Genomic DNA, 12,486 nt, shown 5'->3' on the forward strand with positions numbered 1-12,486 from the left:
GGCACCCCCAAGCAGTACCGCCGCGTCGGCGGCCAGGCGGTCCTCACCCGCACCCTGGCGGCGCTCGCGGCGGACGACTCGATCGCGCGGATCCAGCCGGTGATCGCCGCCGACGCGGCGGAGTTCTTCCGCGACTGCCTGGAGGAACTCGCGCCCGCGATCCGCGCCAAGGTCGCGCCGCCGGTCGAGGGCGGCGCGACGCGCCAGCTCTCCGTGCGCGCCGGTCTCGAGGCCCTGGCCGCCGGCGACGCGCCCGAGATCGTGCTCGTCCACGATGCCGCCCGCCCCTACGTGGATTCCGCTTTGATCGCCCGGGCGATCGCGGCCGGCCGCGACCACGGGGCGGCCGTTCCCGGCGTGCCGGTCACCGACACGGTCAAGCGCGTCGTCGACATCGCGCCCGGCATCGGCCGGGTGCACGAGACCCCGCCGCGGGAGCACCTGCGCGCGGTCCAGACACCCCAGGCCTTCGTGTTCGGCCCGCTGCTCGGCGCCCACCGGGACGCCGCCGCGCAGGGCCTCGACGGTTTCACCGACGACGGCGCCCTCGCCGAATGGGCCGGCCTGCCGGTGGTCGTGTTCGCGGGCGACGTCGCCAACCGCAAGATCACCCAGCCCGCCGACCTGATCGAGGCGGACCGCGCCTTCGCGACCGAGACCACCGCATTGCCAGCGCCGGGAGCCCGCGCCATGACCACCTACGTGACCCGCCTCGGCACCGGTTTCGACGTGCACGCCTTCACCAGCGGCGACCATGTCTGGCTGGGCGGGGTGAAGATCCCGGCCGACCGCGGCGTGCTCGCTCATTCGGACGGCGACGTGGCGCTGCACGCCCTGACCGACGCCCTGCTCGGGGCCATCGCGGACGGCGATATCGGCACCCACTTCCCACCCTCCGACGAGCGCTGGCGCGGGGCTTCCTCGGACCAGTTCCTGGCCCATGCCTGCGACCTCGTCCGTGCCCGCGGCGGCCGCATCGACCACCTCGACATCACCGTGCTCGCCGAGGCTCCCCGCATCGGCAAGCACCGCGAGGAGATCCGCGCGCGCATCGCCGCCATCGCGGGCGTCCCGCTCTCGGCGGTCTCCATCAAGGCGACGACCACCGAGAAGCTCGGCTTCGTCGGCCGGGCGGAGGGGCTCGCCGCACAGGCTGCCGCGACGGTCCGTCTGCCCGAGGAGGACGGTCCCGCCCTCGACGCGCAGGCCGAGACCGCGATGCGGCAGGGCTGAGCGGTTTCGGGGCGAACGCGGTCGGAGCAGGGGCGACCGGCCCCACCGTCGCAGGCTCGCCGATCAGCGCGGTTTCGGGACCGGGCGCAGGTCCCCTCTCCCGTGCGGGAGAGGGACAGGGTGAGGGATCGGGTCTGTCCGGACGAGGCGCGACCTGTACGCGCGTCGACGGCGTGTTCAGTCCTGAGACGTCTCGTCCCTCACCCCAACCCGCTCCCGCACGGGAGAGGGCGCGCGTCGCGCGCCATCATCGCTGTCGGATCTCACCGGTGCCGTGCGAACTTCCGAGCCCGCGCAGGTGATCGGACCCGCGCTCCGCCTCAGGCCACCCGCACCAGCAGCGCGATCGCCGCGACGCCCAGGACCGCCATCGTCAGCAGGATGCCGCCGCCCCGACAGGCGAACTGGCGCGGCGAGTTCGGGGGCGCGAACATCCCGATCGGGTGCAGGATCCGGGCGACCAGCAGGGCGACCAGCAGCGCCCGGACGAGCCCGTGGCTGCCGCCGCTCGCCTCCAGCAGGCCGATGACGATCAGGGCCAGCGGCACGTATTCCGCGAAATTGGCGTGCGAGCGCACGCGCCTGAGGACCGTGTCGTCGCCGCCGTCGCCGAGCAGGACGTTCCCGGAGACGCGGGCCCCGATCACCCATCCCGTGAGGCCCAGATACACGAGGGCGAGCAGCCCGGCGAAGAAGGCCGTGGTCGCGGGGAAGATCATGGAAAGGTTGTCTCCGGTCGGCGGCCGCCGGTCCTTGAGCCGGGCTCGGCCATGGGTCACAACAGGAGATAGGGCGGCGCCGCCCGAGGGGAGCCCGTTCGCGATGGTCGACGACGCAGAGCTTCTCGCCCGGGCCGAGGCGCTGGTGACCGCCTACGCGGCGGACGGGCGCACCGTCGCCACCGCCGAATCCTGTACGGGCGGCCTGGTGGCCGGGCTGCTCACCGCGGTGCCGGGCTCGTCGGCCGTCCTGGAGCGCGGCTTCGTCACCTACTCGAACGACGCGAAGACCGAGGCGATCGGCGTGCCCATCGACCTGATCCGCCGGCACGGCGCGGTCAGCGAGCCCGTGGCGCGGGCGATGGCCGCCGGGGCGCTGGCCGCGTCGCGGGCCTCCGTCGCTGTGGCGATCACCGGCGTCGCCGGCCCGGGGGGCGGGAGCGCCGAGAAGCCGGTGGGGTTGGTGCATTTCGGCCTCAGTCGGCGAGATGGCGAGACGCGCCACCTGGAGCGGCGCTACGGCGATCTCGGGCGCGCGGGCATCCGCCGCGCCGCCGTGGCCGACGCGCTCGGTCTGTTGGAGGACGCCCTCGGCGACTGATCGCGGCACGGGAAGGACGGCCCACGGGTACGGTGACGACCCGCCTCTGCATCGTCGGCGAGGCTCCGCCGGGACGATGGCCGGCCTGCTCTTCGCCCGCGCGGGCCTCGACGTCACCGTTCTGGAGACGCACGCGGACTTCCGCGGCGACAACCCTCCACCCTCGACCTGATGGACGAGCCGGGCTTCACCGAGCGCTTCCGCGCCCTCCCCCATTCAGTCCCGCGTGATCGCCGTGTCGCTGGCGGCCGACGTGCCGTTCCGGGCGCCGCTCGCCCTGCGCCTCCTCGACGCCCTGCCGCGGCTCCGGGTCCTGCCGGCGCGGATGATCGGGACGGAGGTGCGGCCCGAGCACGTGCGCGTGTCGCTGCGGGCCGGACGCGGCCTCCGCGCCCCGTCTTTGCGAGCGCAGCGAAGCAATCCAGGGCAACGCCACATTCGGAGGCGTCCCATGTCCCCGGGTCGCTTCACTGCGCGCGCGAGAGGACGGCGGCTAAGCCCGCGCCCCGTACATCCTGTTCGCCCGGCCCTCGAAGGCGTCGGTGAACTTGCGGAAGGCGCGGTCGAACATCGTGCCCATGAGGAGCCCCAGGGTGCGGCTCTTGAACTCGTAGGTGATGAAGAAGTCGACGTTGCAGCCGCCGTCGGGGCCGTCCTTGAACAGCCAGCGGTTCTCCAGGTGCCGGAACGGGCCGTCGATGTACTCGGCGACGATCTTGAGGCTCGCAGGATCGAGGGTGACGCGGGTGGTGAACCGCTCGCGGATCGCCTTGTAGCCCACGCCCATCTCGGCGATCAGCACCTGCCCGCCCTCGGGCATGTCCTGCCGGCGGATCACCCGCAGGGATTCGCAGAGCGGCAGGAACTCGGGGTAGCGCTCCACGTCGGCGACGAGGTCGTACATCTGCTGCGGCGTGTGCTTCACCGCGCGGGTGACCCGGAAGGACGGCATAGTCTTCGGATATCCTCAGGCCGAGAGCGCGGGCGACAGTTTGGCCAGACGCGCCGCCTGCAAACGCGCGAAATCCTCGCCGGCATGGTGCGACGAGCGCGTGAGCGGCGTGGCCGAGACCAGCAGGAAACCCTTGGCGTAGGCGGTGGTCTCGTAGGCCTTGAACTCGTCGGGGGGGACGAAGCGCACGACCTCGTGGTGCTTCTTCGACGGCTGCAGGTACTGGCCGATGGTGAGGAAGTCGACGTCGGCCGAGCGCAGGTCGTCCATGAGCTGGAGCACCTCGTTCCGCTCCTCGCCGAGCCCGACCATGATGCCGGACTTGGTGAAGATCGTCGGGTCGAGCTCCTTCACCCGCTGCAGCAGGCGCACCGAGTGGAAGTAGCGGGCACCCGGCCGCACCGTGAGGTACTTGGCCGGCACCGTTTCCAGGTTGTGATTGAATACGTCGGGCTTGGCGGCGACCACGATCTCCAGGGCCCCGTCCTTCCGCAGGAAGTCGGGCGTCAGGATCTCGACGGTCGTGCCGGGGCTCGCGAGCCGGATGGCCGCGATGGTCCGGGCGAAGTGCTCGGCGCCGCCGTCCTTCAGGTCGTCCCGGTCCACCGAGGTGATGACCACGTGGTGCAGGCCGAGCTTGGCCACCGAATCGGCGATCTTGTCCGGCTCGCCCAGGTCGAGGGCGTCGGGCAGGCCGGTGCGGACGTTGCAGAAGGCGCAGGCCCGCGTGCAGGTGTCGCCCATGATCATGAAGGTGGCGTGCCGCTTCTCCCAGCACTCGCCGATATTCGGGCAGCCCGCCTCCTCGCAGACCGTGACCAGACCGTGCTCGCGCACGATCTTCTGCGTCTCGGACCAGGCCCTGGAGCCGGGCGCCTTCACGCGGATCCAGTCCGGCTTCTTGGCCTGGACGGGCTGGTCGGGCCGGTGCGCCTTCTCGGGGTGGCGCAGGCGGACCGGTCGCGGATCGTTCTTCAGGGTGTCGAGGACGACGGCCATGGGTCGGGGGCACACCGCGGGGAGGCGCCCCAGGGGCGCGGTCGGGATCGCCCTGACTTAAGGCCCAAGGCCGCGCGCCGCAAACCACCGCGACGCCGGGCCGCCCCGCGGTGGTTGAGGGTGCGGCCGTTCCGTCAGATCCCCAGCGCCCGGACGAACAGCCCGGCCAGCACCGCCCCGACCAGGGGCGCAGCGACCGGGATCAGCGCGTAACCCCAGTCGGAGCTGCCCTTGCCGGCGATCGGCAGCACCGCGTGGGCGACGCGCGGCCCGAGGTCGCGGGCCGGATTGATGGCGTAGCCGGTGGTGCCGCCGAGCGACAGGCCGATGCCCCAGACCAGCATGCCGACCATGTAGGGCGCGACGGCCCGCGGGATCGCGCCGGCCGAGCCCAGGGTGGTGGTCACGAGGGCGGAGATCGTCAGGATCAGGAAGAAGGTCGCGATGATCTCGGAGATCCAGTTGGCCTTCGCGTCGCGGATCGCCGGGCCGGTGCAGAAGCAGGCGAGCTTGAGGCCGGGATCCTGGGTCGCGCCCCAGTGCGGCAGGTAGTGGAGCCAGACGAGCACGGCGCCCACGAAGGCGCCGAGCATCTGGGCCGGGATGTAGACGGGGATCTTGCTGAAATCGCCGGAACTGACCGCGCCCGCCACGGTGACGGCCGGGTTGATGTGGGCGTCGGCGCTGCCGGTGGCGTTGGCCACGAAGACGCCCGCGAGGACCGCGAAGGCCCAGCCCGCCGTGATGGCGATCCAGCCGGCATTCTCGCCCTTGGAATGCTTGAGCAGGGCGCCGGCCACGACGCCGTCGCCGAGCACGATCAGGGTCATCGTGCCCAGGAATTCGCCCAGGAAGGGTGATGTCATCGTCTCGTCTCCCCCGTTCGCTGCTTTTTGTGAAAGTTCAAAGCTTTGGCGAGCGCGTGAACGCCGGTGGCGATCACCGATATTGGCGCAGGTCCCTTCCACTCCCCTCACCCTGAGGTGCCGAAGCGAGGCGGCTTCGCCGCACCTAGGATCAGGCCGCAGGTGCGATGGAGGTGGTCACGAGGCTGTCGGGCCCGCGGGCCGTCCTCAATCCTCGTCGGTCTTCCAGTCGAAGGAGCGCTGCACCGCCCGGCTCCAGGCGGCGGCAATCTTCTCGCGCTGGCCGGCATCCATCTTCGGCGTCCAGCGCTTGTCGACGCCCCAGTTGCGCTTGAGGTCGTCGAAGCCCTTCCAGTAGCCGACCGCGAGACCCGCCGCGTAGGCGGCGCCGAGCGCCGTGGTCTCGGCCACCTTCGGGCGCACCACCGGCACGTCGAGCAGGTCGGACTGGAACTGCATCAGGGTGTTGTTGGCGACCATGCCGCCGTCGGCCCGCAACTCCTTGACGGGGATGCCGGAATCCTTGGCCATGGCCTGCAGCACCTCGCGGGTCTGGAAGGCGGTCGCCTCCAGCACCGAGCGGGCGATGTGGCCGCGGTTGACGTAGCGGGTCAGGCCGATGATCAGGCCGCGGGCGCCCTCGTTCCAGTGCGGCGCGTAGAGGCCCGAGAAGGCCGGCACGAAGTAGACGCCGCCGTTGTCCTCGACCGTCGTGGCGAGCGTCTCGACCTCGGCGGAATCCTTGATCATGTGCAGGTTGTCGCGCAGCCACTGCACCAGGGCGCCCGTGATGGCGATCGAGCCCTCCAGCGCGTAGGCTGGCTTCTGGCCGTCGAGGCGGTAGGCCAGCGTGGTGACGAGGCCGGCCTTCGACGGGACCGGCTCCTCTCCGGTGTTCATCAGCGCGAAGCAGCCGGTGCCGTAGGTGTTCTTGGCCTCGCCCGGCGCGAAGCAGGTCTGGCCGAACAGGGCCGCCTGCTGGTCGCCCAGGATGCCGGCGATCGGCACGCCGGCGAACGGCGCCCTGGTCTCGCCGTAGACCTCGCTCGACGAGACGATCTTCGGCAGCATCGCCCGCGGGATGCCGAAGGTCGACAGCATGCCGTCGTCCCAGTCGAGGGTCTTCAGCGACATGAGCTGCGTGCGGCTGGCGTTGGTCACGTCGGTGACGTGGAGGCCGCCCTCGGTGCCGCCGGTCAGGTTCCAGACGAGCCACGTGTCGATGTTGCCGAACAGCACGTCCCCGGCCTCGGCCTTCTGCCGGGCGCCCTCGACATGGTCGAGCAGCCAGCGCAGCTTGAGGCCGGAGAAGTAGCTCGCCAGCGGCAGGCCGGTGAGGTCGCGGAACCGGTCGCGGCCGCCGTCGCGGGCGAACTCGCCCACCAGCCGGTCGTTGCGGGTGTCCTGCCAGACCAGGGCGTTGTGCAGAGGCTTGCCGGTCTTCCGGTCCCAGATCAGCGTGGTCTCGCGCTGGTTGGTGATGCCGACCGCCGCGAGGTCGGAGGGCTGGATCCCGCCCTTCTCCAGCGCCTCGCGCATCACGCTCTGGGTCTTCGTCCAGATCTCCGTGGCGTCGTGCTCGACGTGGCCGGGAGCCGGGTAGATCTGCGCGTGCTCGGCCTGGGCGAGCGCGATCACGCTGCCCTCCCGGTCGAACACGATGAAGCGGCTGCTGGTTGTGCCCTGGTCGATGGCCCCGACGTAACGGCTCATCGTTCCCTCCCCTAGATGGCCCGACCGGTCTGTCGCCGGATCGGGTTCGAAAGCGTCAGGCGGCCTCGGCCCTGCGGTCGAGGTAGGCGGCGAGGCGCGCGGCGCTCTCCGCGCCGGTGCGCAGGCCGAGCTTGGACCGCCGCCACAGGATGTCGTCGGCGGTGACCGCCCACTCCTCGGTGCGCAGGTAGTCGACCTCGGCCGCCGTGAGGCCGCCGTCGAAGGCCTCGCCGAGATCCGCCATGGACTGCGCGGTGCCGACGATGTCGCGCGCCCGCGTCCCGTAGGCGCGGGCGAGGCGGCGGGCGGTCTCCTCCGGCAGGAACGGCGTCTCGGCCCGCAGCTTGGCGAGGAACTGGTCGAAATCGGCGTCCTTCATGGCGCCGCCCGGCAGGACCGCGTCGCCGGTCCAGGATTTCTTGAGGTGCGGGAAGTAGGGCTTCAGCTTCTCGAGCGCGTGCTCGGCGAGCCGCCGGTAGGTCGTGATCTTGCCCCCGAAGACCGACAGCACCGCCGCCGCCCCGCCCTGGTCCTCCACGTCGAGGACGTAATCGCGGGTCACCGCCGAGGCGTTCTCGGCCGCGTCGTCGTAGAGCGGGCGCACGCCCGAGTAGCTCCAGACCACGTCGGCCGGGGTGATCGTCGTGTCGAAGGAGCGGTTGATGCAGCCGCAGAGGTAGTCGGTCTCGCTCTCGGAGATCGAGACCGGGCCGGGCTCGCCCTCGTAGGGGACGTCGGTGGTGCCGATCAGCGTGAAGTCGCGCTCGTAGGGGATCGCGAAGATGATGCGCTTGTCGGGCTGCTGCAGGATGTAGGCCTGATCGCCCGCGAACAGGCGCTTGACCACGATGTGGCTGCCCTTGATCAGCCGCACCGCCGCGCGGCTGTTGATGCCGAGCGTGCCGCCGAGCGTCTCGCTGACCCACGGGCCGGCAGCGTTGACGACGGCCTTCGCCTGGACCGTCCGCTCGGTGCCGCCGCGCTCGTCGCGCAGCGTCGCGACCCAGCCGTCACCCTCGCGCCGGGCCGAGACGACGCCGGTGCGCGTCATCACCGTGGCGCCGCGCTCGCGGGCGTCCATGGCGTTGAGCACCACGAGGCGGCTGTCCTCGACCCAGCAGTCGGAATAGACGAAGCCGCGCGTCAGGCGCCGCTGCAGCGGCGCCCCGTAGGCGGAGCTGCGCAGGTCGACCCCGTGCGAGCCCGGAAGCGTGCGCAGCCGCGCGAGGTGATCGTAGAGGAACAGGCCGAGCCGCAGCATCCAGGCCGGGCGCAGGCCCTCGTCGTGGGGCAGGACGAAGCGCAGGGGCCAGATCACGTGCGGGGCGAGCCGCAGCAGCCGCTCGCGCTCGGCGAGCGCCTCACGCACGAGGCGGAACTCATAGTATTCGAGGTAGCGAAGGCCGCCGTGGATCAGCTTCGTCGACGACGAGGAGGTGAATCCGGCCAGATCGCCGCGCTCGGCCAGCAGGACCGACAGACCCCGGCCGGCCGCGTCCCGGGCGATGCCCGTGCCGTTGATGCCGCCGCCGATGATCAGGAGATCGTAGGCGTCGGACGGCTCGCGCTGTCGCGGTGCAGCCGCCATGGTTCCTCCTGGGCCGCCTTGGTGGCGGTTCGGCACTATATTGACGCGGCCATCGCCTTTCGCAAGCGAAAAAGTCGATGTTCGTTACGGTTCGTCCGCGCTGTCGGCGACCGCCAGGGTGACGCCCAGGCGCTCGATGAGCGCGACGATCTCGGCCGGCGGCGCCCGGTCCGTGAAGAAGGTGTCGACCTGCTCCAGACGCCCGACCTGGACCATCGGGCGCCGCGTGAACTTGGTGTGGTCGGCGACCAGGAAGGTTTTCCGGGCATGGGCCAGGATGGTCTGGGTCGCCCGCACCTCCTCGTAATCGTAGTCGAGGAGCGCCCCGTCGCCGTCGATGCCGCTGATGCCGATCACCGCCACGTCGACCCGGAACTGGCTGAGCGTGTCGCAGGTGAGCTGACCCAGCACCGCGCCGTCGCGGTTCCTCACGGTCCCGCCCGCAACGACGATGCGGAACTCGGTCGTCTCGGCGAGCGAGATCGCCACGTTGAGGTTGTTGGTGATGATGCTGAGATCGTCGTGTCGGGTCAGCTCGCGGGCCACGGCCTCCGGCGTCGTGCCGATGTTGATGAAGACCGAGCAGTGCGACGGGATGCGGCTCGCCGCGAGGCGGCCGATCCGGCTCTTCTCCGGCAGCAGGGTCACCCGCCGGTCGGCGTAATCGATGTTCTCGACGCTGGAGGGCAGGCCGCCGCCGCCGCGGTAGCGCTCCAGCCGCCCCTCGGCGCTCAACTCGTTGAGGTCGCGCCGGATCGTCTGGACGGTGACGCCGAACTGCGCCGCCAGGGCCTCGATCGTCACGAAGCCGCGCTGGCGGACCGAGGCGACGATCGCGCTGCGCCGCCCCTCGACACCGGTCGCCTCGATCCTGTCGTCGGATCTCCGGTCGAGCGGTCGTGACATCGATACTCCCTCGCCTTCGTGAGGCCGTCGCACCGCTGTACTGGTCGCCGGGCGATGTTCGTTTGCGAACATGTCCGGGCGTCGCGGCTTTCGCGCAACTGTGGACCGCGCCGCGCCGGCCGGCAACCGTCGGACGGCGCGCGTCGTCCGGACGGCACTATGCTTCAGGCCCGCGCGACCGGCACTTTGCCTGCGACCGGGCATAAAAAAGGCCTGCCGCGGGTGCGACAGGCCGAGCCACCCGGACGACGCCTGCGGCGCGCCCCGGTGTTCGCCACTCACATGTGGTGGCGCATCCGGCGATGATGCTTCATCCGCTTGTGCTTCATGCGCTTGCGCATCGTCGGACGCGCGGCCGGAGCGGCTCCCTGCTCCATCGCGGCCGCCTCGCCGGCGCGCTCCAGGCCGCCGCGCGGGCCGCCGGCCTGCGCGCCCGAGGCGTTGTAGGGCGAGTTGCCCTGGGCGTAGGCGGAGCCCGCGAGGAGCGTCAGCGACGCGGCGGCCAACAGAAGTTTCCTCATCGTCAATCCCTGGCGTAGACCGGCGCAGGCAAAGCGCCGCGCCTCGTCAGGCGCGTTGCCGCTGCGTCGGAAAATAAGCGGCTCAGGCGAGACTTGGTTCCGCGTCATCGCGCCCACGCGGCGCACAATTGCCGGCAGCGTTAACTCGGCCTATGTCGCGACCCGTCCCGGCCCGGCCGCGACCGAGCAACAGGGGAGCGGGTGGCGGTGGCCAGCAGCGGTTCGGCCTATCTCCTGCTGGATGTCGCCGGCACGGCCTGCGCCCTGCCCCGCGGCGCGGTCGCCGAGATCCTGCCGCTGCCGGATCTGCACGCGCCGCCCGCGTCCGGCAGCTGGCTCACCGGATTCCTGAATCTCGGCGGTACGCCGATCCCGGTCGTCGACCTCGCGGCGCTGCTCGGCCTGCGCCCGGCCGGCGCGACGCCCGGTCTCTACGCCCATCTCGCGCTGATGCAGGGCGAGGCCGTCGCGTACCTCGTCGATCGCGTGGCGGACCTCGCGACCGTCCCGGATTCCGCGATCCGGCCGGCCGAGGCGGCCGACACGCTCAACGGCTGCGTCGCCGCCGAGCTCGTCCTCGGCGAGCGGCTCGTCCACGCTCTGGCGCCGGAGCGCCTCCTGACCGTGCAGGAGCGGGCCCGCGTCGACGCCCTGGCGCGGGCCGCCGCCGAACGTCTCGCCGCGCTGCCGCACGCCGTCTGACCGCGCGATGGCCCGTCCGGGGAATCCCCGTCCCGACCTCGCTGCCGATCCCGCCTACGCGCCGCTCAAGGCGCGGATCATCGCGCGCACCGGCCACCACTACTACACCGACAAGGACGAGCTGCTGATCGAGCGGCTGCACCGCCGGTTCCGCGCTGCCGCCGTGGCCGATTGCGCCGCCTACGCGGCCCTCCTGTCGAGCGGCGCGGAGGGCGAGGCGGAATGGGCCCGGCTGGAGGCCGAGATCACCGTCGGCGAGACGTTCTTCTTCCGCTACGCCGAGCAGTTCAGCGCGCTGCGCGCGACGATCCTGCCGGCGCTGATCGCGGCGCGGGCGTCCGAGCGCGTCCTCCGGATCTGGAGCGCGGGCTGCTCCACCGGGGCCGAGGCCTATTCCCTGGCGATCCTGGTGCACGAATTGCTCGGCGACGCCCTGCCCGACTGGCGGGTGGCGATCCTCGGCACCGACATCAGCGTCGAGGCGCTCTCCACGGCCCGCGCCGCCGAGTACGGCCGCTGGGCGCTCCGGACCATGCCGCCGGAGGACCGGCTCCGCTACTTCACCCGGCTGCCGGCCGCGCCGGGCATCCGGCGCGAGGGCGGCTACGCCCTCCGGCCCGAATACCGCGGTCCGGTCCGGTTCGAGCGCGGCAACCTGCTGAGCCTCGTCGAGCCGGGACCGCCGCAGGGCGAGCCCTTCGACCTGATCCTCTGCCGGAACGTGCTGATCTACTTCGATGCCCGGACGGTCGCCGCGGTGGTGCGCGGGCTGGGCCGCAGGCTGCGGCCGGAGGGCTGGCTGCTCCTCGGCCACGCCGAGCCGAGTCCCGCCTTCGCGAGCTTCCTCGACGCCGTCAGCCTGCCCGGAACCGTGGCCTACCGACCGCGCGCCGAGGCGCCGCCGGTGGCGCCGGCGGTCGACCTGTCCGGTGCGCCCGCGCCGGACCCCGTCCCTCTGGCGCGACAGGCGACGGAGCCGCCCCCGGCGGATCCTGGCCCGGACCCGTCCGGGGCCGGAGAGGCCGGAGAGGCCGGCGCTGCGGCCGTTCCCGCCTCAGACCCGGTCACCGCACCCGGCACCGGTCCGGTTCCCGCCGTGCCCGAGAGCCGGGAGGATCGGCCGGAAGAGGAGGACGCCGTCGACCTCGACCGGATCCGCGCGCTGGCCGATTCCGGCGAGACCGGAGCGGCCTGGCGGGCGCTGCGGGCCGCCCTCGACCGCGATCCGACCGACACCGCCCTGCGCTTCTACGAGGGCCTCCTGGCCCGCACCCTCGGACGCGACGCCGAGGCCGAGCGGGCGCTGCGGGCCGCGCTCTACCTCGACCGCGGTTTCGTGATGGCCCACTACCACCTCGGCCTGCTGCTGATCGCGCTGCGACGGCCGCACGAGGCGCTCCGCGCCCTCGACAACGCCGTCGCCTTGAGTCAAGCCCTCGGGCCGGACACGGCGCTGCCCGAGGGCGACGGCGCCTCCGCGGGCGAGATCGCGGCCAGCGCGGCCGCGGCCCGCGCCGCGCTCGTCGCGCAGCGTCGCGACCCAGCCGTCACCCTCGCGCCGGGCCGACACGACGCCGGTGCGCGTCATCACCGTGGCGCCGCGCTCGCGGGCGTCCATGGCGTTGAGCACCACGAGGCGGCTGTCCTCGACCCAGCAGTCGGAATAGACGAAGCCGCGCGTCAGGC

At 72.1% G+C, this 12,486-nt stretch carries 12 protein-coding genes; 4 read left to right on the top strand and 8 right to left on the bottom strand.

Going from position 1 to position 12,486, the window contains the following annotated elements:
• Window positions 1–1,233, top strand: a 1,233-nt coding sequence (gene ispF, locus ACLBYE_RS26630; RefSeq protein WP_447696465.1) for a 2-C-methyl-D-erythritol 2,4-cyclodiphosphate synthase, incomplete at its 5' end; no start/stop codon positions are given.
• 320 nt (window positions 1,234–1,553) lie between these two features.
• Here ispF and ACLBYE_RS26635 read toward each other — a convergent pair.
• On the bottom strand, window positions 1,554–1,952 hold the full coding sequence (locus ACLBYE_RS26635) for an MAPEG family protein (protein ID WP_447696466.1): 399 nt from the start codon (window positions 1,950–1,952) through the stop codon (window positions 1,554–1,556).
• 103 nt (window positions 1,953–2,055) lie between these two features.
• Between ACLBYE_RS26635 and ACLBYE_RS26640 the strand changes: the two genes are divergently transcribed.
• Window positions 2,056–2,553 carry a CinA family protein gene (locus ACLBYE_RS26640; protein ID WP_447696467.1) on the top strand — a complete coding sequence of 166 codons (498 nt, stop codon included), beginning with the start codon at window positions 2,056–2,058 and terminating at the stop codon, window positions 2,551–2,553.
• Window positions 2,554–3,046: 493 nt separating this feature from the next.
• Here ACLBYE_RS26640 and ACLBYE_RS26645 read toward each other — a convergent pair whose 3' ends face one another.
• The 7 genes from ACLBYE_RS26645 to ACLBYE_RS26675 form a co-directional block, all read right to left on the bottom strand.
• Window positions 3,047–3,505, bottom strand: a complete 459-nt coding sequence (locus tag ACLBYE_RS26645; protein ID WP_020095415.1) for a type II toxin-antitoxin system RatA family toxin — start codon at window positions 3,503–3,505, stop codon at window positions 3,047–3,049.
• Window positions 3,506–3,520: 15 nt separating this feature from the next.
• The gene (gene lipA / locus ACLBYE_RS26650; RefSeq protein ID WP_447696468.1) at window positions 3,521–4,504 is read right to left on the bottom strand and encodes a lipoyl synthase; all 984 of its coding nucleotides are present in this window, start codon (window positions 4,502–4,504) and stop codon (window positions 3,521–3,523) included.
• Between the two features lie 134 nt (window positions 4,505–4,638).
• Window positions 4,639–5,370, bottom strand: a complete 732-nt coding sequence (locus ACLBYE_RS26655) for an MIP/aquaporin family protein (protein ID WP_020095417.1) — start codon at window positions 5,368–5,370, stop codon at window positions 4,639–4,641.
• A 207-nt stretch (window positions 5,371–5,577) separates the two neighbouring features.
• Window positions 5,578–7,083, bottom strand: coding sequence for a glycerol kinase GlpK (gene glpK / locus ACLBYE_RS26660; protein ID WP_447696469.1), 1,506 nt, complete (start codon window positions 7,081–7,083; stop codon window positions 5,578–5,580).
• Between the two features lie 55 nt (window positions 7,084–7,138).
• Window positions 7,139–8,671, bottom strand: a complete 1,533-nt coding sequence (gene glpD, locus ACLBYE_RS26665; protein ID WP_447696470.1) for a glycerol-3-phosphate dehydrogenase — start codon at window positions 8,669–8,671, stop codon at window positions 7,139–7,141.
• Between the two features lie 84 nt (window positions 8,672–8,755).
• A complete protein-coding gene (locus ACLBYE_RS26670; RefSeq protein ID WP_447696471.1) occupies window positions 8,756–9,577 on the bottom strand; it encodes a DeoR/GlpR family DNA-binding transcription regulator in 822 nt (273 codons plus the stop codon).
• 278 nt (window positions 9,578–9,855) lie between these two features.
• Window positions 9,856–10,098 carry a hypothetical protein gene (locus tag ACLBYE_RS26675; protein WP_043343441.1) on the bottom strand — a complete coding sequence of 81 codons (243 nt, stop codon included), beginning with the start codon at window positions 10,096–10,098 and terminating at the stop codon, window positions 9,856–9,858.
• A 207-nt stretch (window positions 10,099–10,305) separates the two neighbouring features.
• Between ACLBYE_RS26675 and ACLBYE_RS26680 the strand changes: the two genes are divergently transcribed.
• Window positions 10,306–10,800, top strand: a complete 495-nt coding sequence (locus ACLBYE_RS26680) for a chemotaxis protein CheW (RefSeq protein WP_447696472.1) — start codon at window positions 10,306–10,308, stop codon at window positions 10,798–10,800.
• Window positions 10,801–10,807: 7 nt separating this feature from the next.
• On the top strand, window positions 10,808–12,486 hold a 1,679-nt coding region (locus tag ACLBYE_RS26685), incomplete at its 3' end, for a CheR family methyltransferase (protein WP_447696473.1).

The sequence above is a fragment of the Methylobacterium sp. A52T genome (genome assembly GCF_053346095.1).

Coding starts and splice junctions, on each gene's coding strand:
- ACLBYE_RS26635 (WP_447696466.1), bottom strand. CDS start 1,952: ATGATCTTCCCCGCGACCACGGCCTTCTTCGCCGGGCTGCTCGCCCTC.
- ACLBYE_RS26640 (WP_447696467.1), top strand. CDS start 2,056: ATGGTCGACGACGCAGAGCTTCTCGCCCGGGCCGAGGCGCTGGTGACC.
- ACLBYE_RS26645 (WP_020095415.1), bottom strand. CDS start 3,505: ATGCCGTCCTTCCGGGTCACCCGCGCGGTGAAGCACACGCCGCAGCAG.
- lipA (WP_447696468.1), bottom strand. CDS start 4,504: ATGGCCGTCGTCCTCGACACCCTGAAGAACGATCCGCGACCGGTCCGC.
- ACLBYE_RS26655 (WP_020095417.1), bottom strand. CDS start 5,370: ATGACATCACCCTTCCTGGGCGAATTCCTGGGCACGATGACCCTGATC.
- glpK (WP_447696469.1), bottom strand. CDS start 7,083: ATGAGCCGTTACGTCGGGGCCATCGACCAGGGCACAACCAGCAGCCGC.
- glpD (WP_447696470.1), bottom strand. CDS start 8,671: ATGGCGGCTGCACCGCGACAGCGCGAGCCGTCCGACGCCTACGATCTC.
- ACLBYE_RS26670 (WP_447696471.1), bottom strand. CDS start 9,577: ATGTCACGACCGCTCGACCGGAGATCCGACGACAGGATCGAGGCGACC.
- ACLBYE_RS26675 (WP_043343441.1), bottom strand. CDS start 10,098: ATGAGGAAACTTCTGTTGGCCGCCGCGTCGCTGACGCTCCTCGCGGGC.